The 19,292-nt window shown below is 70.8% G+C and carries 21 protein-coding genes and 1 pseudogene; 12 read left to right on the top strand and 10 right to left on the bottom strand.

The genetic code is table 11. The features are described from left to right. Positions 1–39 precede the first annotated feature (39 nt). Entirely contained in the window at positions 40–801 is a 762-nt protein-coding gene (locus tag KBX21_RS01655) for an MBL fold metallo-hydrolase (protein WP_210840776.1), read from the top strand. Between the two features lie 84 nt (positions 802–885). Then, on the top strand, positions 886–1,863 hold the full coding sequence (locus KBX21_RS01650) for a ribonuclease Z (RefSeq protein WP_210840775.1): 978 nt from the start codon (positions 886–888) through the stop codon (positions 1,861–1,863). Positions 1,864–1,927: 64 nt separating this feature from the next. Here the strand turns inward: KBX21_RS01650 and KBX21_RS01645 are convergent, their stop codons facing one another. Then, the gene (locus KBX21_RS01645) at positions 1,928–2,899 is read right to left on the bottom strand and encodes a DMT family transporter (RefSeq protein WP_210840774.1); all 972 of its coding nucleotides are present in this window, start codon (positions 2,897–2,899) and stop codon (positions 1,928–1,930) included. A gap of 128 nt (positions 2,900–3,027) precedes the next feature. After that, positions 3,028–3,546, bottom strand: coding sequence for a GNAT family N-acetyltransferase (locus KBX21_RS01640; RefSeq protein ID WP_049572409.1), 519 nt, complete (start codon positions 3,544–3,546; stop codon positions 3,028–3,030). Positions 3,547–3,587: 41 nt separating this feature from the next. Between KBX21_RS01640 and KBX21_RS01635 the strand changes: the two genes are divergently transcribed. Then, the gene (locus KBX21_RS01635) at positions 3,588–4,148 is read left to right on the top strand and encodes an XRE family transcriptional regulator (protein ID WP_210840773.1); all 561 of its coding nucleotides are present in this window, start codon (positions 3,588–3,590) and stop codon (positions 4,146–4,148) included. Here KBX21_RS01635 and KBX21_RS01630 read toward each other — a convergent pair. After that, on the bottom strand, positions 4,145–4,945 hold the full coding sequence (locus KBX21_RS01630) for a phosphotransferase (protein WP_247665033.1): 801 nt from the start codon (positions 4,943–4,945) through the stop codon (positions 4,145–4,147). The genes KBX21_RS01635 and KBX21_RS01630 overlap by 4 nt on opposite strands. A gap of 728 nt (positions 4,946–5,673) precedes the next feature. Between KBX21_RS01630 and gdhA the strand changes: the two genes are divergently transcribed. Next, the gene (gene gdhA, locus KBX21_RS01625; protein WP_049572415.1) at positions 5,674–7,044 is read left to right on the top strand and encodes an NADP-specific glutamate dehydrogenase; all 1,371 of its coding nucleotides are present in this window, start codon (positions 5,674–5,676) and stop codon (positions 7,042–7,044) included. A gap of 107 nt (positions 7,045–7,151) precedes the next feature. Here gdhA and KBX21_RS01620 read toward each other — a convergent pair whose 3' ends face one another. Next, complete coding sequence (locus KBX21_RS01620) at positions 7,152–8,387, bottom strand: DUF418 domain-containing protein (protein ID WP_210840772.1); 1,236 nt, start codon at positions 8,385–8,387, stop codon at positions 7,152–7,154. 23 nt (positions 8,388–8,410) lie between these two features. Next, positions 8,411–9,061, bottom strand: a complete 651-nt coding sequence (locus tag KBX21_RS01615; RefSeq protein ID WP_210840771.1) for a hypothetical protein — start codon at positions 9,059–9,061, stop codon at positions 8,411–8,413. 114 nt (positions 9,062–9,175) lie between these two features. Between KBX21_RS01615 and KBX21_RS01610 the strand changes: the two genes are divergently transcribed. Beyond that, complete coding sequence (locus tag KBX21_RS01610) at positions 9,176–9,784, top strand: TetR/AcrR family transcriptional regulator (RefSeq protein WP_210840770.1); 609 nt, start codon at positions 9,176–9,178, stop codon at positions 9,782–9,784. 74 nt (positions 9,785–9,858) lie between these two features. On the opposite strand, the gene KBX21_RS01605 is transcribed toward KBX21_RS01610, so the two are convergent. Continuing rightward, positions 9,859–10,833, bottom strand: coding sequence for an aldo/keto reductase (locus KBX21_RS01605; RefSeq protein ID WP_210840769.1), 975 nt, complete (start codon positions 10,831–10,833; stop codon positions 9,859–9,861). A gap of 152 nt (positions 10,834–10,985) precedes the next feature. On the opposite strand from KBX21_RS01605, the pseudogene KBX21_RS27180 reads away from it, so the two are divergent. Next, positions 10,986–11,539 (top strand): annotated as a pseudogene (locus KBX21_RS27180) (Tn3 family transposase); the annotation flags it as partial. Positions 11,540–11,600: 61 nt separating this feature from the next. Here the strand turns inward: KBX21_RS27180 and KBX21_RS01595 are convergent. After that, complete coding sequence (locus tag KBX21_RS01595; protein ID WP_210840768.1) at positions 11,601–12,431, bottom strand: NAD(P)H-binding protein; 831 nt, start codon at positions 12,429–12,431, stop codon at positions 11,601–11,603. Between the two features lie 83 nt (positions 12,432–12,514). On the opposite strand from KBX21_RS01595, the gene KBX21_RS01590 reads away from it, so the two are divergent. From KBX21_RS01590 to KBX21_RS01575, 4 genes are all read left to right on the top strand, one after another. Further along, positions 12,515–13,474, top strand: coding sequence for an AraC family transcriptional regulator (locus KBX21_RS01590; RefSeq protein WP_210840767.1), 960 nt, complete (start codon positions 12,515–12,517; stop codon positions 13,472–13,474). Between the two features lie 113 nt (positions 13,475–13,587). Beyond that, the gene (locus tag KBX21_RS27040) at positions 13,588–14,250 is read left to right on the top strand and encodes a pentapeptide repeat-containing protein (protein ID WP_210840766.1); all 663 of its coding nucleotides are present in this window, start codon (positions 13,588–13,590) and stop codon (positions 14,248–14,250) included. 93 nt (positions 14,251–14,343) lie between these two features. Further along, positions 14,344–14,595 (top strand): hypothetical protein, encoded by a 252-nt coding sequence (locus KBX21_RS01580; RefSeq protein WP_247665031.1) that lies wholly within the window; start codon positions 14,344–14,346, stop codon positions 14,593–14,595. 348 nt (positions 14,596–14,943) lie between these two features. Continuing rightward, entirely contained in the window at positions 14,944–15,450 is a 507-nt protein-coding gene (locus KBX21_RS01575) for a DinB family protein (protein WP_210840765.1), read from the top strand. 411 nt (positions 15,451–15,861) lie between these two features. Here KBX21_RS01575 and KBX21_RS01570 read toward each other — a convergent pair whose 3' ends face one another. From KBX21_RS01570 to KBX21_RS01560, 3 genes are all read right to left on the bottom strand, one after another. After that, the gene (locus tag KBX21_RS01570) at positions 15,862–16,305 is read right to left on the bottom strand and encodes a pyridoxamine 5'-phosphate oxidase family protein (RefSeq protein ID WP_049572437.1); all 444 of its coding nucleotides are present in this window, start codon (positions 16,303–16,305) and stop codon (positions 15,862–15,864) included. A gap of 71 nt (positions 16,306–16,376) precedes the next feature. After that, complete coding sequence (locus tag KBX21_RS01565; RefSeq protein ID WP_247665030.1) at positions 16,377–17,171, bottom strand: phosphodiesterase; 795 nt, start codon at positions 17,169–17,171, stop codon at positions 16,377–16,379. A gap of 52 nt (positions 17,172–17,223) precedes the next feature. Then, a complete protein-coding gene (locus KBX21_RS01560) occupies positions 17,224–18,183 on the bottom strand; it encodes a phosphotransferase (RefSeq protein ID WP_210840763.1) in 960 nt (319 codons plus the stop codon). Between the two features lie 162 nt (positions 18,184–18,345). On the opposite strand from KBX21_RS01560, the gene KBX21_RS01555 reads away from it, so the two are divergent. Next, positions 18,346–19,110: a class I SAM-dependent methyltransferase gene (locus KBX21_RS01555; protein ID WP_210840762.1), complete on the top strand. Its 765-nt coding sequence runs from the start codon at positions 18,346–18,348 to the stop codon at positions 19,108–19,110. A gap of 42 nt (positions 19,111–19,152) precedes the next feature. After that, the gene (locus KBX21_RS26835) at positions 19,153–19,281 is read left to right on the top strand and encodes a hypothetical protein (RefSeq protein WP_282104489.1); all 129 of its coding nucleotides are present in this window, start codon (positions 19,153–19,155) and stop codon (positions 19,279–19,281) included. Positions 19,282–19,292: the final 11 nt, after the last annotated feature.

Below are 19,292 nucleotides of genomic sequence, written 5' to 3'. Positions count from 1 at the left end.
CGTTCTCGGGTTCTCACGCGTGTCCTTCCGGGAGGAATCATGACCCATGTTCCCGACGAGGTCGCTCCCGGTGTACACCGGGTCGGTGACGCGCTCGTGAACTTCTACCTGGTGGAGACCGGGGAGGGGTTGGTGATGGTGGACGCCGGGCTGCCCGCGCACAGCGGTCGGTTCCTGGACGCGGTCGCCTGGGTGGGGGGACGGCTGCGGGCGGTGGTCCTCACCCACGCCCATCCGGACCACACGGGTTTGGCCGAGCGGGCCCGCGACAAGGCGGGCGCCCGGGTGTGGGTGCACGAGGCCGACGCGCCGATCCTGGCGGACGGCCCCACCAGTTCGGTGGTCCACGCCCGTCCCGAACGGCCGATGCTGCCCTACCTGGCCAGGCACCCCGCCGCCGTTCAGGCACTCCTGAGGTTGGGGCACGGCGGGGCCTTCACGGCGGACCGGGTCAGCGAGTTCTCGGTGTTCGGCGACCACGAGGTCCTGGAGGAGGTTCCGGGCCGCCCCAGAGTGGTGCCCGCGCCGGGACACACCCCGGGCAGTGTCCTGGTGGTCTTCGAGGATCGGGGGGTCGCGTTCACCGGTGACGCGCTGGTCACCGTCGACCCCAGCACGGGTTGTGAGGGCCCGCGGGTGGTGAGCCGGATGTCCACGCACGACAGTGCCCGGGCGTTGGAGTCGTTGGAGGGTCTGGCCACGTTGCCGGAGCGGAGCCTGTTGTTGCCGGGGCACGGTGCCCCCTTCACCGAAGGTCCCCGTGTGGCGATGATCCGCGCCCGTGCCACGGGGGTGCGTTGAGCCGGTGGCGGCACCCGGCTCCGACTGACAGGGGCCTGTTGGGAGCGCGTGTCCGCGGCACCTGGCGGTGCGACAATACGGCCCATGTCCGTACGTGAACTCGTGGTCCTGGGGACCTCCAGCGCGGTGCCCACCCGTCGGCGCAACCACAACGGCTACTTCCTGCGCTGGGGCGATCAGGGGGTGCTGTTCGACCCGGGGGAGGGCACCCAGCGGCAGATGCGTCTGGCCGGCTTGGCCGCCAGCGACATCACCCGGGTCTGTGTGACGCACTTCCACGGGGACCACAGCCTGGGGCTGCCCGGGGTCATCCAGCGCATCGCCCGGGACCGGGTTCCGCACACGGTGCGGGTGGCCTACCCGGGCGCCGGTGAGGAGTACTGGCGGCGGCTGCGGCACGCCACGTCCTTCCGTGACACCGAGGTGGTCGTCCCCCAACCGGTGGGCGGATCCGGTTCCTGTGTGGTGGGCCCGGACGAGCCGTTCACGGTGACGGCCCTGCCGCTGCGGCACTCGATGCCCGCCTACGGGTACCGGCTGACCGAACCCGACGGGTGGCGGATGCTGCCCGAGCGGCTGCGGCGCTTCGGGGTGCGTGGTCCGGCCGTGTCGCGGCTCCTGCGGGAGGGTGCGTTGGAGTTGGAGGACGGCCGTGTGGTGGAGCTGTCGGCCTGCGCGGTGCCCCGCCCCGGCCAGGTGTTCGCGTTCGTGATGGACACGGGTGTGTGCGAGCAGGCGGTGGAGCTGGCCCAGGGGGCGGACATGCTGGTCATCGAGTCCACGTACCTGGACTCCGAGGAGCACCTGGCCGAGGCGTACGGACACCTGACGGCGCGTCAGGCCGGTCGGATCGCGGCTCGGGCGGGGGTGCGTGTGCTGGTGTTGACCCACCTGTCGGAGCGCTACGAGGAGGCCGACGAGGCCCACTTCACGGCCCAGGCGGGTGCGGAGTTCGACGGGCGGGTGGTGTTGGCCGCCGACCTGGACCGGATCGCGATGCCTGCCCGGCGCCGATCCGCGTCGGACGATTGGTCCGTTGACGGCTGGGCTCAAGGGAGTTGACACAAGGAGTGACACCAGCGGAGCGGGCGGGGTCACGCCCCGCCCGCGACATGGCCTGCGCACCTCAGTGCTGGTCCAGAGCGCGATCCTGGTCGGGGGCCGCCGGGCTTGCTTCGTTGCCGGGGGCGGGTGAGCTCGGCACGGCGGTCTGGGCGATGAAGGCGCCGGTCACGATGACCACGGCGCCGACGACCTGCACGGGGGTGAGCGCCTCGCCCAGGAGCACCCAGGCGAGCACGATCGCGGTGACCACCTCCAGGTAGGCCACACCGCCCGCGACCTGCGGGGACAGGCGTCGGATCGCCGACACCCCGGCGAAGTAGGCGATGGCGGTGCACACCAGGCCCAGCCACAGCACCAGGGCCCAGCCCGGCAGGGTGAGGGTGCCCAGCGGGACCGGGTCGGCGAGCAGGCCCCACGGCAGGGTCCAGGGCTGGGCGAGCGCACCCAGCAGGACGGTGGCGATCAGCGCGCCGAAGGCGATCACCGCCAGGGGGTCGGTGTCCTCCCCCATGGCGTCGCCGAGCAGGAAGAAGGCGGCCTGCGCGGCGGCCGCGCCCAGGGCCAGGCCCACGCCGATGGCGTCCAGGCGCATCCCCGCCCAGATCTCCAGGAGCAGTCCGAGCCCGGCCACGGCGAGGACGACCCCCACCACGGCGGCGGGGGAGACCCGGTTGCGGCGCACCACCCGCACCCACAGCAGCACCAGCACCGGGCCGAGGAACTCCAGCAGTAGAGCGATCCCCACCGGGATGCGGGCGACGGCCGCGAAGTACAGGGCCTGGACTCCGGCCATGGGGAACACGCCGTAGGCCAGGACCAGCAGCGGCCTGCGTTGGGCGACGCGCCAGTGCCGTAGGGCGACGGGCAGAAGGATGAGCGCCGCTCCGGCCACCCGCAGCCAGGTGACGTGCAGCGGGTCCATGCCCGCGTCCAGCAGGGGCCGGGCGAAGACCCCCGAACCGCCGAAGGCCAGGGCGGAGGCGAGCGCGAAGGCGAGCCCCGAGGGGCGGTGGCGGGCGGTGTGGGCGGACACGGGGGCGCTCCAGGGGATGGTGGGGAGATGGGATCTCGTCGAGCATAGGTGTCCCGCTCCGGGACGGGCCGCCCGACCTGGGTGGAGTCCCCCTCCGGGGCGTTCGCGCTCCGGGTCCGTGGCCCTGACTAGGGGGCCGGAGTGAGGTCCAGCTGGGCCCAGGCCACGTCGTGCCAGGCGTCGTGCTTGTGGCCCACCCGGCGCATGATCCCGACGTCCTCGAAGCCCATGGCCCGGTGCAGTCCCAGACTGGCGTCGTTGGGCAGGGTCATGCAGGCGATGGCGGTGTGCATCCCCCGTGCGGCCAGGCGGGGCATCAGCGCGGAGTACAGGGCACGCCCCGCTCCTCGGCGACGGCGTCCGCCTTCGAGGTAGACACTGACCTCGCAGGTCCGTCTGTAGGCGGCACGGGTGCGGAAGGTGCCGCCGTAGGCGTAGCCGAGCACGCCCTCCTCATCCTCCATGACGATCCACGCGTGGTGGCGCTGGGCTTCGGTGATGCGTCGGGCCATCTCCTCCGCGGAGGGAGGGTCGAGTTCGAAGGTGATGGAGGTGTCGGTGACGTAGGGGGCGTAGATGGCCGCGCACGCCGCCGCGTCGGTGACGGTGGCGTCGCGGATGCTGTCGTGCGTGAGCAGGGCGTCCATAGTTGAAGATGATAGGCGAAGATGTCCACTATGGTGAACGCATGAGCGACCCACTCGGACCCGCCCTCGCCACGACCCTCCAGGCCCTGCGCCGTGACCGCGGACTCAGCGGCGCCGCCCTGGCCGACCTGTCCGGGGTGTCCCGGGCCATGATCAGCCGGATCGAGAACGGTGACGCCCAGCCCACCGCCGCCCTGCTGGGCCGCCTGTCCGGGGCCCTCGGCCTGACCCTGTCCGAACTCATCGCCCAGGCCGAACAGGGTGACCGCCGCCTGGCCCGCCGGGACGAGCAGCCCCTGTGGACCGACCCCGAGACCGGCTACCGTCGCCGCGCGGTCTCGCCCACCTCGGGGGGATCGCTCGAACTGGTCGAGGTGGAGCTCCCCCCGGGCGCCCGGGTGCCCTACCCCGAGGAGGTGTTCGCCTTCACCCACCACCAGATCTGGGTCCTGGAGGGTGCGCTCGCCTTCCGTGAGGGCTCGACCGAACACCTCCTGGAACGCGGGGACTGCCTCCAGCTCGGTGCGCCCGCTCCCTGCGAGTACCGCAACCCGACCGGGCGGCCCTGCCGCTACCTGGTGGCGGTGACTCGCCGGAACTAGGCGTCCGGTTCGGTCAGGGCAGCGAGGAGGACGGGGCGCTGGTCGCGCAGCCACCCGGCTCGGCGGACCCTGAGCCGCTCCCACGAGGCCCAGCCGCCCACCCGTTCCACGGTCCGTACGAACAGGGGATTGCCCTGGTCGAACATGTCCTTGACGAAGCCACGGGAGACCTCGTTGTACTGCTCGATCGCCACGGGAAGGGACCTGCGGTCGGCGTCGGACATGCCGTAGGCGTCGGCGAGCAGGCGGATCCGGTGCGGGGTGCGCGCCCCGGCGAACTCCGTGCGGGCGAGGACCTCCGGGGGCAGGGTGGGGCCCAGGTAGAAGGCGAGGGCGGCCAGGTCCCAGACGGGGCGGCCCGGGGCGGCGAGGTCGAAGTCGATCAGGGAGACGGCCTCGCCGTCACGGAAGACCAGGTTCTCCAGGCAGGGGTCGTTGTGGCACAGCAGGGTGCCGCCCTCGGGGTCGCTCAGGGCGGTGGGCCAGGCCACCTCGGCATCGAGGGGCACGTGCTCGGCGGCGTCGTGGTAGCGGCGCAGGAGTCGGGCGCAGGTGCTCACCACACTGTCGGCGCGGGACCAGGCGGGAAAGGGCGGGAGCGCCACGTCGCCCTCGACGAAGGTGAGCTCCTCGGTTCCGGGGCCGCCTCCTCCCTCGGCCGGGTGCAGGGCCAGCGGCCGGGGTGCCCCGGTGAACCCGCGGTCCGACAGGGCGGTGAGGAAGCCGTGCAGGGCGAGGGCGTGCGGTACGGCCCCGCGCACGACGCGATCGCCCCTACGGACGACCTTGTTCATCATGCCGCCGCTCAGTGGTTGGTCCTGTTCGTGCTCTCCGGTGCTCAGGTCCGGCCTCCGCTTCTCGAATCGTCCTGTGGAGCGGGGATCCCGTCGCGCCCCACCGGTGACCAACCTAGTGTCGTGCCGCTGTTCGAACCCGGGGAAACACGGAAGGGACCGTGAGGCCCGTGCCCGCCGCCGCTCACCTCAGGAGAGAAGGCGCCTGGGCGAGCCGAAGGGAGGGGCCGCAGCTGACGGGTCTCCGGCGCGACGGCAGGGGCGGGGGATGTTCCTCCAGCCAGCCGACCGGGGGACCCACCCTTGGAGCCGGGCTCCACTCGGTCCGGTCCGTGCGGGCAGCGGGATCGGCGCCCCGGTGGGCACCGACATGATCGCGCATGCCATCACCACCGATCCCGGGCACCGCCCTCACAGCCTGGGCTCGGTGGTGACGGGACCCTGGTCACGCGCGCCCGTGAACTCGGGGCCGCGAGGGGACGCTGGTCCGTACTCCACAGGGGGCACGGCCCGTACACGCCCCTGGGGTGGAGTCCCCGGAGCACGGTGGCGGTGCCCCGAGGGACCGGGGCGGGGCTGACACGGCCAGAAGGGGAGCGGTCAAAGAAGGACGGAACCGGACGTGTAACGTCGTTGAGAGCCTCGAAAGTGGCCGAATCACTGATCGCGTTGACGTCCCCCAGGGCGCTGACCCGCGAGGGACGCCAGCGCCGAAGGGACCCGAAACACACATGACCTCTGTCAGCGACTCCGAACTGGAGAACCACCACCCGGGCGTGCGTTCGGCGTTCCAGCACGTGGCCCGGCGCAATCCGGACGAGCCCGAGTTCCAGCAGGCGGTCCTGGAGGTGCTGGAGACCCTCTCTCCCGCGCTGTCGAGCCACCCGGAGTACGTCGACCAGCGTGTGCTGGAGCGTCTGTGCGAGCCCGAGCGGCAGATCATCTTCCGCGTCCCGTGGCGTGACGACCAGGGGCGGGTGCACGTCAACCGTGGTTTCCGGGTGGAGTTCAACAGCGCCCTGGGCCCGTACAAGGGTGGTCTGCGCTTCCACCCCAGCGTGAACCTGGGCGTCATCAAGTTCCTGGGGTTCGAGCAGATCTTCAAGAACGCGCTCACCGGCATGGGGATCGGTGGAGGCAAGGGCGGCAGCGACTTCGACCCCAAGGGTCGCTCCAACGCGGAGATCGAGCGGTTCTGCCAGTCGTTCATGACCGAGCTCCACCGCCACCTGGGCGAGTACACCGACATCCCCGCCGGTGACATCGGGGTCGGCACCCGCGAGATCGGCTACATGTTCGGGCAGTACCGGCGGCTGAGCAACCGCTGGGAGGCCGGGGTCATCACCGGCAAGGGCCTGGACTGGGGTGGTTCGGCGGTCCGTACCGAGGCCACGGGGTACGGAACGGTGATGTTCACCGAGCGGATGCTGGAGCGGGCCGGGAAGGGCCTGGCGGGCCGCCGCGTGGTGGTGTCGGGTTCGGGCAACGTGGCGATCTACGCGGTGAAGAAGGCCCAGCAGCTGGGCGCCACCGTGGTGGCCTGCTCGGACTCCAGCGGCTACGTGGTGGACGACAAGGGCATCGACCTCGACCTGCTCAGGGAGGTCAAGGAGGTCGAGCGCGCGCGGATCAGCGCCTACGCCGAACGGCGCGGTGGCGCGACGTTCGTCGAGGGCGGCAGCGTGTGGGACGTGCCCTGTGAGGTGGCGCTGCCCTCGGCCACCCAGAACGAGCTCGACGTCAAGGGCGCCAAGGCACTGGTCGCCAACGGCGTGCTGGCGGTGGCGGAGGGCGCGAACATGCCCACCACCCCCGAGGCGGCCAAGGTGTTCCGGCAGGCCGGAGTGCTGTTCGCTCCGGGCAAGGCCGCCAACGCGGGCGGTGTGGCCACCAGCGTGTTGGAGATGCGCCAGAACGCCCGGCGGACCTCGTGGTCCTTCGAGCACGCCGAGTCGGAGCTGGCCGAGACCATGGCCGGCATCCACGACCGCTGTGAGGAGGCGGCCGTGCGGCACGGCGCCAAGGGCGACTACGTGCTGGGCGCCAACGTCGCCGGGTTCGAGATGGTCGCCGACGCGATGCTGGCCCAGGGGCTCATCTAGTCGGACGTGAACGAAGGGGCGGGCCGGGACCCGGGAAGGTCCCGGCCCGCCCCTTTCGGCGGTGTGGTTCCCCGTTCCCGGTGTGGGGCGCGGGGATCCGTCTCCGGTCAGGCGTCGGCGGACCTGGCGGGTCGGTAGGTCAGTCGGCGCAGCAGGACCTCCGCCGGGCCGCGCCGCCCGGCGCGTTCCATGGCAGCCGCGCCGGCCACGGTGAGGGCCCAGGTGAGCACGGCCAGCAGAGCGGCCGACCAGCTCGACAGGTGCGCGCCCAGTCCCAGGCCCCAGGCGGCCAGGACCGGCCCCCACACCACGGACTGCGCCATGTACCCGCTCATCGATCGGCGGCCCAGGGCGCCCAGCCACCGCACCGGCCGGGAGGAGGCCGCCGCGCGGCCGCTCATCCAGTGCGCCAGCAGTCCGAAGAGAGCGGCGTACCCGACTCCGGTGAAGATCCCGGCGTAGAAGTGCAGGCCGGTCAGCGCCGTCACCGGGGCGATCTCGGCGACACCGGTGTGCTGGAGGGCCAGGACGGCGCCGGTGATCCACCCGGCGGCGATGCCCCACAGGGCGAGCCGCCGCAGCAGCACGAGGTGTCGGCTGGGCTCGTCCAGGATCCGGTGCCGCGCGGCGAGCACGCCCATGAGGAAGGCCGTGGGCAGTGCCACCGTCGCGATCCCCGCGACCAGCTGGAACGACCAGGTGACGAACCGTGTCGCCGCGGCGGCCAGGTAGGACTCCTCGGCGATGCTGGCGCGCTGCATGTCGGCGGCCGCGGCCGTGCCCGCGTCGGCCGGGACCAGCATCCCCGCCAGGGTGAGCAGGGCGCCCAGCCCCAGCAGGATCCCGATCCAGATCTTGAGGGTGCGGTCCGAGCGTCCGAAGAACAGCGGCACCATGATCAGGCCGATCAGCCCGTAGACGCCGATGATGTCGCCCTGCCAGAGCAACAGGGCGTGGACCGCGCCGAACACGAGCATCCACAGGTGGCGTCGTCGCAGAAGCCGTCGGGCCTGGAGGGGACTGGTTCCCTTGGACGTCTGACGCGCGTACATCTGGCCGATGCCGTAGGCGAACAGGAACCCGAACATGGTGTGGACCCGTGCGTCCACGACGATGAGGGTCAGTGCCTGGGCGATCCGGTCGGCCAGGCCGCCCTCCACCGGGTGCAGGCCCACCGATCCCGCCTGCGCCGTGTAGAGGAAGTACGGGGTGTGCGCCAGAGCGATGAGCAGGAGCATCATCCCCCGTGCGATGTCGGGCGCGAGGGAGCGTTCGGACAGTGGGGTCGAGCGGAGTGGCCCCCCGGAGGGGGTCGGCGCATGATCAGGGGTGCGGGTGGTCATGTCGTCCTTTCGGTGGGGGTGGCTCAGTTGCCCGCGTCGTCGAGCCAGGAGTGGCGCAGGCGGAGCGCGCGCTCGGCGCTGCCCAGGGCGGCGCCGACGCCGAGCGTGACGTTGAGCCAGAGCGGCAGCGTGACGGGGGAGGTGAACGTGCCGGTCACGTCGTTGACCGGCGGGATCTGCGAGATGGGTTCGAGGACCTGGAGCAGGTTCAGGCCGAGCCCGACCACGAGCAGGGCGACCGAGACGGCACCGATCCAGCGGCCCAGGGCCAGGTGTTCGCGGTCGAGTCGGGCGCGTCTTCCCTCGGCCGAGCGCGGGTCCGGGACGAGTTGCCGGTCCGCACCGTCATCGGGAACGTGGTGGCAGCGCCTGAGCCCGAAGGAGCTCATGGCGACCTCGACGTGTCCGCCGGGGACGGGGAAGGCCGCGGGCATCCTGGAGTGGGCGTGCCGTGTGCCGTCGAGGTAAAGGTCGGCCGTGACCTCGCCGTCCTCCTTCCCGCCCCAGTGGTTGACGTCGACCGAGTAGAGCGCGGTGCGACCGTCGTCCTGGCGGAGGGGGAGGTGGAACAGGGAGCGGCTGAACAGCTGCCACCAGCGGAACCGCTTCAGGTGGCGGCCGTCTCCGACCTTGACGCGGCGTGCCGCGCGTCGGCGGCGCCACTGGTCGAGCATGTCCGTCCTCCACCTCTCGTCGATCCACTTCCAACACAGCGTGTTGGCGACACGAGAGACACTAACACACCGTGCTAGTACGGTGTACTAGTAGGATGAGGGCAGGAGGTACCGATGACCGAAGCAGGTGACGCGAGGCAGAGCTCGCGCGACAGGATCCTCATCGCGGCGGCGACGATGATCAGTGAGAACCCGGCCGAGCGACCGAGCGTGCGGGCGGTGGCGACCAGGGCCGGGGTGAGCACCGGCTCGCTGCGGCACCACTTCCCCACGCAGCGCGCCCTGATGGACGCGGTGCTCGCGGGCATCTACGCGCACATCGCCCCGGGCGAGCCCATCCACGACACGGCGCTGCCGGCGCGGGAGCGCCTGGTCAGCTGCCTACGGCAGATCCTCGCGCACGCCGGGACCGGGAACGAGGCGAGGGAGGCCCTGCGCAGGACCTACGAGACCCTCATCGCCCCCGAACCGACCGAGGAGGCCCGCAGGGCCTACCTGGTCATCGAAGGCCAGATGCAGCACCGTGTCGAGCACTGGCTCTCCGTGCTCGTCGAGGAGGGCGCGCTCACCGGGGGCGACAACGCCAGGCGCGCGAAGTTCCTGCTGACCGTGGTCAACGGCGTCACGCTTGAAAGGGCGTTGCCCGGTACGGAGTCCCTGCTGGAGTCCGAGGCCGCCACCCTGTTCGCCGCGGTCGACAGTGTCCTGGGCGGCTGCGTGTAGGAGGGTTTCGGAGCCGGACCCCGTGGGGGTCGGGGCCGGGCGCTGGACGGACTCGTCAGCCCCGGCCCCGACGATCACCACAGGTGGTGGACCTGGGGGCGGATCAGCTGGTCGTAGACCTCGCGGACCTGCTCGTGGGTCTTGGCGTCCAAAGGCGGCAGCTGCGCGGCGGCCGCGTTGCCCCGGGCCTGGTCGGCGTCGCGGGCGCCGGGGATGACCACGCTCACCCCGTCCTGATCCAGGATCCAGCGCAGCGCGAACTGGGCCATGGTGACCCCCTCGGGAACCAGGGGGCGCAGGCGTTCCACCGCCTCCAGGCCGGTCTCGTAGTCGACGCCGGAGAAGGTCTCACCGCGGTCGAAGGCCTCGCCTCCGCGGTTGAAGCTGCGGTGGTCGTCCTCCCCGAAACTGCTCGCGGCGCTGAACTTGCCCGACAACAGGCCGCTGGCGAGGGGGACCCGCGTGATGATCCCGACCCCGGCCTCCCTGGCCGCGGGCAGGACCCGCTCCAGGGGCTTGTGGCGGAAGGCGTTGAGGATGATCTGCACGCTGGCCACGTTCGGCCGGGCGATGGCGGCCAGGGCCTGGTCACAGGTCTCCACCGAGACCCCGTAGGCGCGCATGCGCCCCTCGTCCACCATGGCGTCCAGGTCGTCGAAGACGGCGTCGCTCTCGATGACGGCCGAGGGCGGGCAGTGCAGTTGGACCAGGTCGACGGTGTCCACGCCCAGGTTGCGACGGGAGTCGTCGTTCCAGGCGCGGAAGTTCCCCGAGTTGTAGTGGGCGGGGTCCTGGGCCATGCGGCGGCCCATCTTGGTGGCCACGGTCAGGTGGGGGTGGTCCTTGAGCAGCTTGCCGACCAGCCTTTCGCTGCGCCCGTCCCCGTAGACGTCGGCGGTGTCGACGAAGGTGACCCCCTCCTCCACCGCCGTGTTCAGGGCGTTCATGGCGTCGGTCTCGCTGACCTCTCCCCAGCCGGAGCCGATCTGCCAGGCGCCGAATCCGACGACGCCGACCTGGGCGACGGTACCGAGTTCACGTGTGTCCATGGCCGTGATCCTAAGTCCTCTGGAATCGCTCCCACTCGGGGCTTTGGACCCGGGGCGGCCGGTGTCGGACCTGAATTTGCCATCCGAAGTGGCCGGTACGCCGCCGAACGGGTCAGTCCAGACCGAGCGCGCCGCGTGCGGGGGTGGGAGGCGTCCACCTGATCGAGGGACTGTTGGAGAACACCTCCGGAGTCAAGCCCTCCACCGTCCATGCGGACACCCAGGGCCAGTCCGCGCCGGTGTTCACCCTGGCCACCCTGTTCGGGTTCGACCTGATGCCCCGCATCCGCAACTTCGCCGACCTCACCTTCTTCCATGCCCCCGACAAGGTGCTCTACCCCAGCACCGACGAGCTGTACGGGGATCCGGGCGAATCGACTGACGACTGATCGAGCGGCACTGGCGCGACCTGATGCAGGTCACCGTCTCCATCAGCCAGGGACGGCTGTCGTCGGCGACTGATGCTGCGCTCCAACTCGCGCAAGAACCGCATCCACAAGGTGTTCCGCGAGGTCGGCCGGTCGGTGCGCACCGTGGCGCTGCTGCGCTTCCTGGCCGACCCTGCGCTGCGCGCACGCATCACCGGGCCACCAACAAGGTCGAGTCCTACAACGGTTTCTCCCAGTGGCTGCGGTTCAGCAACGGCGGGGTGCTGGCTGACAACGACCCCGTCGAGCAGGAGAAGCTCATCAAGCTCAACACCCTCAGTACAGCGCACAGGACGGCCGTCCCTGGTCCACCTCACCGGGAGGACGGACGGGCCGGGCTCAGGTGTTCCAAACTCCCTGTGTGACGGCCTCGCGGGCGTAGTCGACGAAGTCCCGGGGCGGGCGCCCCAGGACCCGCTCCACGTCCCCGGTGGCCGTTCCCAGCATGCCGGAACGGACGTGGGCGTACAGGTCGATGGTCAGCTGCACCCATTCCTCGGGCACCCCGTGCGCACGTTGCTCGGCGGCGTAGGCCTCGGGGCTCAGCGGGGTATAGCCGGTGGCATGGGCGATGTCTGCGACAGCGTCGGCGAAGGACATCAGCCTCGGGCCGCTCAGCTCGTAGATGAGCCCGGCGTGGCCCTGCTGGGTCAGGGCCCTGACCGCGACGGCGGCGATGTCCTCGGCGTCCACGAACGCCTCCTTGCCATCCCCGGCCGGCAGGCGCATGTCACCGGAGAGCACCGCCCCGTGTAGGAAGTCCTCGCTGAAGTTCTGGAAGAACCACCGCAGGCGGAGCACCGTCGTCTCCAGCCCGGCGCGGGCGGGTGCCTGTTCGGCCGCGGCCACGTGCTCGGGTTCCATCCCCGGGATGTCGGAGGGTGGGAAGGAGATCAGTACCGCGCGCCCCACTCCGGCCGCTGCGGCCCGCTCGGTGAAGGCCGCCAGGTCATCGGCGGCCTGCGCGCTTCCCAGATCGGGAACGACCAGGTACACCGCCTTCGCTCCCTCCAAAACGGGTTCCCAGGTGGTGCGGTCGTTCCAGTCCAGGCGCACCGAGCTGGAGGGCGAGGCCGCGCGTACCGGCACACCCTGTTCATGGAGTCGGCGCACCACGCGGCGACCGGTCTTGCCCGTGGCCCCGGTCACCAGGATCATCTCGTCGTTCATGTCCTCCAGCGAACCAGCCCGACACAGGTGGCGGCCATGGCGAGCACACTCGGTCGCATACGCGTTCGTCTACGCTGACCGGCATGGACTCCCAGGCGTGGACCACGACGGACCCTCTGACGGACCTGCTGAACGGTGTGCGGACCACGGGCGCGCTCTTCCACCGCTCTGTGCTGGAAAGGGCTTGGGCGGTGCGCTTCGAAGACGCCTCGCCCCTGGCGCTGGCGGTGGCGCTGAACGGCTCCGTGTGGATCAGACCCGACCGTGGAGAGCCGGTGCGCCTGGGCCCGCGCGACGTCGCGGTGCTCAGCGGAGGAGCCCCGTACGTGATCGCCCGCGAACCCGATACCGAACCGGGCGTGGTCGTTCGTCCCAAAGAGCGCTGCACCACCCTGGGCGGCCGCGAACACGACACCACGCAGGGCCTGAGCACCTGCGGTTCTTCCGGCCCCGATGACCCGGTCCTGCTGATCGGCCTGTACTCGGTCCTGGCCGGGACACCCCAGCGGCTGCTCGCGGCACTGCCTCCGCTCGCCGTCGTCCCCGCCGATCAGGGAGCATGCCCGATCGGACCAACGGCGTTGGAGGACCTCTCCCACCCGGCCCCGGGGCAGCAGGTCCTGTGGGACCGGATGCTGGACCTGATGCTGATCACCGCGCTGCGCAGTTGGTTCACCCGACCCGGCGCCCCCGTCCCCACCTGGTACCGGGCGCACAGCGACGGTATGGTCGGCCCGGCCCTACGGTTGATGGGCGAGGATCTGGCCCACCCGTGGACGGTCGAATCCCTGGCCACGGAGACCGGAGTCTCACGCGCGGCCCTGGCCCGCCGCTTCACCGCGCTGATCGGCCAGCCACCGATGACCTACCTGCGCGAACAACGAATCGCCCTGGCAGCCGACCTGCTGCGCGATCCCGACACGACGCTCGAATCGATCTCGGGACGGGTCGGATTCTCCAGCGCCTTCGCCCTGAGCACCGCCTTCACCAAAGTGCGCGGCATCAGCCCGAGCCAATACCGAGCGGCGCAGACCCGCCCCTGAGCGCCACCACCCTGACCGGCCGCGACGCCGTTCGGCGCGGTGGTAGGTTCCACTGGCCAGCAAACCGTGGCGTCCCCAGGCCCCTGCCCGGGGCCACCTTCGGAGAGGACTCCGTGACCGAGCGCACCATCCCCACCGTGATCTCCGACCTGCCCTACGCCGAGGATCTGCGCCCCTTCGACAGGAAGCAGCTCCACGCGGATCTGCACGAGGTCGTCCACGTTGACGGCGAGAGGTTCGAGGGGGTCAACCTCCCCGGAGCCCGGTTCATCGAGAGCGCCTTCACCGACACCCAGTGGGACGGCGGAGTGCTGCGCCGGTGCAGGTTCACCGACGTGTGGATGCGCACGGTGCGCATGATGGGCACCGACACCGCTGAGTGCACCTGGCTCGACAGCCACATCTTGTCCAGCATGTTCGCCGGGACCGCGTCCTTCAACTCCGAAATCCAACGTGTGGTCTTCTCCTCCTGCAAGCTCAACGGAGTCAACTTCCGCGCCTCGCGCATGGCCGACGTGATCTTCCAGGACTGCGTGCTCACCGACGTCGACTTCGGCGAGGCGACCCTGACCCGCCTCACCTTCCCCGGCTCCACCCTGCGTGGCCTACACCTGGCCAAGGCCAAGCTACGGGAGGTGGACCTGCGAGGTGCAAGCGAACTCGACCTCGCCTCCGGGTTCGAGTCACTGGCCGGCGCGGTCATCGGCCAGGCTCAACTGATCGCGCTCGCCCCCGCGCTCGCCGCCAACACGGGCATCACGGTCCAGGACCAGTAGTAGTGCCGCGCCGAACTTCTGGAAACCTCCATTTCCGGAAGTCGACTGCCTGGGTAACTTCAGGAAACCCACGGACAGGGCGCCGCCACCGCGATGGAGGACGGCCCCGCTCACGAGGGCGACCTGGCACGCGCCCTGGCCGAGTTCGACTCCCTCCGTCGCCCCCGGTGTCAGGCCATCGCCAGGCAGGCCCGCCTCATCGCCCGAGTGGGCGCCGACCTGGGTGGTGGATGGCGCCAGGGGCTGCGCAACGCGACCTTCCGGCTGATCCCCGCGAGCAGACTGGTCGTCATGGCCAGGGGAGCCGTGGAGTGGACCCCGCCCGACCCCCTGACCCACGCCTGAGGGCTTCGACGGCTCGCCTCGCTACACTCCGAGTCGCTCCACCTGTGTCTCGGTCCAGGGCTCCTCTCCGTCCTCGGGGGAGAGCGGCACCGACGACGGAGGCGATCACGTCCGCGACGAATGGCGTGTCTGCGCGTGGGCGCCACGTTGCATGGGGCGCTGGTGGCCCCGGAGGACCACGGCTCCGGACCGTGCATGACACGCGATCCTGTTCGACCCCGGCCCCCTGAGCGACCTCCGGTCGCGCGGGGGCCGGGGGATACCGGGCGTCGGTCCGGATGACCGGGGTGGACGGGACACGGACAAATGCGTTGCCAAGAGGACGGCTTCTGCCTAGTGTCGCGGTTCATGACTGATCCCCGCATCGACCCGCCCTACGTCGCCGACGAGCGCACCATGCTCGAGAACTGGTTGGAGTGGCACCGGGAGACCCTCGCCGTCAAGTGCCAGGGCCTCACCGACGACCAGCTGCGGGCACGTTCCACCCCGCCCTCACCGATGTCCCTGCTGGGTCTGGTGAGGCACATGGCCTACGTGGAACACATGTGGTTCCGCGTGGTCCTCGCGGGCGAGGACTACCACTCGCCTATCAAGCTCCCCGGCGACCGGGACGGCGACTTCCTGAACGTTGACTCCGCCTCGGTCGAGGAGTCCTTCGCGGTGTGGCGCTCCGAGATCGACAACGCCCGGAAGGCGTCGGCGGGCCTGTCCCTCGATGCCGTCGGCAGGAACCAGCGGCACGGCGAGGACTGCTCGCTCCGGTGGATTCTGGTGCACATGATCGAGGAGTACGCCCGGCACAACGGCCACGCCGACCTCATCCGTGAGCGCGTCGACGGGGTCACCGGGGAGTAGCCGGAGGTACCGCGACGATCTGGAGCATGACCCCCGCGGATCCGCACGCGAGCCCCCGCAACCGCCTGAAGCCGGACCTGACCGGCACCACGGCGGACGGCGCCGGACCCGCGGGACACGAGGTCAGGCTCGGGAAACCGCCGGTGAGCCGCGGGCGGGGCCCAGAACGGCCGGGGGAATCCGCGTCGGACTCAGCCCTGCGTCGTCGTGCTCCACCCTTGATCCCCACGTCGTCGCCGTTTCCGGGCCCCGCGTCACCTCGCCCTGGGCGTCGGGGAAGACCTTGCCGTGCTCGGAGCTGACGACCGCCGCCAGCCGACGGCGGCGCCCACGAGGGGCCCGCCGTGCGGACCGGTGACATCCACGATCCGGCCTCCGGCTCGTTCCTCGGCTGGGGGACCGCCGCGCGGGTCAGGAGAATGACTTGGACAGGTCCTTGACCACCGTGCGGTCGGGCACGAAGCGGACCAGGCGGGCGTCGTCGGCGTAGTACCGGAAGTCCGGGTGCCAGGTGCTCTCGTCGTCGCCCAGGTACCTGCGGAGCTTGCGTCTGCTGAGGGCGGGGTCGAAGGGGACCACCTCCGCTTCCCCGCGCAGGATCACCTGGAGGAACTCCTGCCGCTCCAGGTCACAGGTGTCCACCACCACGGCTGTGCGCGGGTCCCTCTCCAGGTGCCGTGCCATGACCGCGTACTCCCCGGTGATCCACCACAGCACTCCCTTCTCCCAGAGGAACCAGACCGGCCGGACGGTGGGTGCTCCGGAGGCGTTGACGGTGGCCACGCGGGCCACCAGGGGCTGGGACAGGAAGGCGTCGACGTCGAAGGGCGCTGTTGGCTGGGGGGTGTCCGGCATGTCTCCAGACTAGGGTTCGTTCGGGCATCGCGACAGTGCGGGCGTTCACCTGTGGACAACCGCCCCCGGGATCAGGGGTTCTCGGCGTGGCTGACCTGGACGGTGTGGGTCACCCATCCCCGGTCGGTCTGCTGGTGCAGCAGGAACGCGGTGGGTTCGGGCACCAAGCCGCACGGATCGTCACTGTTCCTCTTGAGGGCGCTCTGCCGGTGTGTGCTGGGAGCGGTGGTGAGGACGCTTCCCCCGAAGCCGGTGGTGGTCTGCCGGTGGACGTGTCCCGCCAGCACACGGGCGACGTTCGGGTGGCCGGCCACCACCTCCTCCAGCTCGGCGCCGTCGTCGAGCCGCATGCCGTCCTGGAACGGGATGCCGAGGGGAACCGGCGGGTGGTGTACGCACACGAGGGCCGGAACGTCGGGGCGCCGATCCAGGACCGAGTCCAGCCAGTCCAACTGCTCGGCACCCAGCAGTCCTCCGGGGGCGCCGGGGACGAGGGAGTCCAGAATGACCATGGTGACCTCGGGGTACTCCACGAGGTAGTGGGCGCTCGTGCTCCCGCCGAGGTGGGCGCTGCCCCCGAAGGCGGTGAGCAGGTTCTCGCGGTGGTCGTGGTTGCCCGTCACCAGCAGCAGGGGAAGCGGGAAACCGTCGATGACCTCGTGGAGTGCCGCGTACTCCTCGGGGCTGCCGTGCTCGGCCAGGTCACCCGAGACGACCACGCAGGTCGGGAGCGGGTCCAGGGCCAGCACCCGGCTGAGCGCCTGGCTCAGCCCGACCGCCGGTTCGGCTGCGCGGCCGTCCGCGGTCAGGTGTGGGTCGCTCAGGTGGGCGACGGAGACGGAGGGAGGACCGAAAAAAGGGGTCATGACGGACACAGTGCCCGAGTCGCGGCCGCCTGGGCAACAGGGTGCGCAGGCCTCAACCGGCCAGACCGGGCGGGTCGACGTCGAAGGGTGTGGCTCGCCACTGGTCGACGGCCGGGTTCAGGAACTCGGCCAGCACGGGCAGCTTCGGGACGAGTTCGAGGGCGGCGATGACCCTCAGAGCCCCCACGGCGTTCACGAAGGCCAGCACGTCCCCGTCGAGCTCGCGCACGCCGTCGCGGCGAGCCCCCCGGTCGTAGGCGGCCTCCAGTTCGGGACCGAGCGCGGCCAGGTCCCACTCCACAGGCCCCAGCGAGACCAGTTCGAAGTCGGCGTAGCGGTCTCCGTCCAGGGCGGCGAAGATGTTGGCGGGCGGGGAGTCGCCGTGGATCGGCTGGAGTTCGATCCCCGGGAACGCGCGCTCGAACTCCTCGCGCGAACTGGCGATCGGCTCCAGGACCCCCCACTCACGGCGTGCCCGCTCCAGGTCCGGAGCGGATATGAGGTCGGGGCTGGCCTCCAGACGGTCGAGGCTGGCGGAGAGGGAGGCCGGTTCGGCCGCGCCCAGGAACTCCAGCCGCCCCGGGTAGCCACGCATGGCCGCGTGCAGTGCGGGGACGCTCTCGGCGTTGGCGACGTAGTCGGGTTCCCCCTCGCGCCTTTCCTCCACGTACTCCCAGAACGTGATCGAGAACCCGTCACGCTGTACGGGCTCACACGGCACCAGCGGGCTGGGCGCGAGGACGGGCGTCCCCTGGTCGGACAGCCACCGTGTGACGTCCAGTTCCGCGCGCTGCCGCGCGGTCACCGAGTCCAGGGTCGTCGAGTCCGGCAGGACCGTGGGGAGGCGGGCCACGACCGGTGAGGGCGCGAGGTGGACGACCACGGAGAACAGATCGTGCAGCACGCGCGGGTCGGACACGGTGAGCCCGAGCTCGCGTCCGGCACCCACGGCGGCGCTCACCGCGGCTGTGGTTCGTCGGGCCAGCTGTTCGGGAGTGAGGAAGACTGTCACGGGTCGATCCTTCCACGTCGGGGGAGGAATGCGCTCTGGTGCGGCGGTCTCCGGTGGTTCGCCCGGACGAGGCCGAACTCGGCGGGCGGTGGCGCTCGCCTGGGTGCGTGGGAGGCGGAAAAACACTTGGACCGCATGGGCACGTGCTCCCACAATGGTCGGATGGTCGATCGACACTTCTCCACGCCGGACCTCGCCGAGCTCTACGACTACTTCAGCCACTGGCGGGTCTCCCCGCAGGACGACTTCTACCTTGACCTCGTGATGGGTGCCCGCTCCGTACTGGACGTGGGCTGCGGCACCGGGAAGCTCCAACGGGTGGCGCGAGAGAGCGGACACACCGGTCGGCTCGTGGGGCTGGACCCGGCCGACGCGATGCTGGACGTGGGCCGCCGGGACCGCGACGACATCGAGTGGACCCTGGGCGACCTGGTCTCGGGTGCCTACGACGGGGAGGCGGGTGGCCCGTTCGAGGACGAGTTCGACCTCGTCATCATGTCCGGGCACGCCTTCCAGGTGTTCACCACGGACGACGAGCTGCGCGCCAATCTGGCCGCCGTCCGGCGCGCCCTCACCGCCGACGGACGGTTCGTGTTCGAGACCCGCAATCCGGCCGTACGGGGCTGGGAGGCCTGGAAACCCGAGCGGGTACGCACGGTCAGCGGTCCGCAGGGCCGGGAGGCCACCTGCGTGCACCGCCTCCGAGAGGTCGACGGTGACCTGGTCACCTTCACCTCCGATTACAGCGTCGAGGGATGGGCGCAACCGCTGGTCAGCCGGAGCAAGCTGCGGTTCCTGGACGCCGACCGTCTCAACGGCTTCCTAGCCGAGGCAGGGTTCGAGGTGACCGCGCAGTACGGCTATTGGGACCGGAGCCCGCTCACCGACACCAGTCAGGAGATCATCACCTTCGCACGCCCGGCCTGACCTCGACCCCTCACGTGGAGCGTGGGGCCGGGCGGGATACTGGTGGTTGAGCGAACCCACGAGGAGGCGTCCGTGTTCTTCTTCTACAGCAGCCGTCTGGGCTGCTTGACCTCCCTGCTGCTCTCGGCCGCGCTGACCCTGCTGGTGCTGTACCTGCTGGGCTGGATCTGACCGGCCCCGCC

Origin of the sequence: Nocardiopsis sp. B62 (genome assembly GCF_018070675.1) — a bacterium.
Classification (GTDB): Bacteria; Actinomycetota; Actinomycetes; order Streptosporangiales; family Streptosporangiaceae; genus Nocardiopsis; species Nocardiopsis prasina.
Note: the sequence above shows the minus strand (reverse complement) of the source record. Positions and strands in the feature narration are given on the sequence as shown.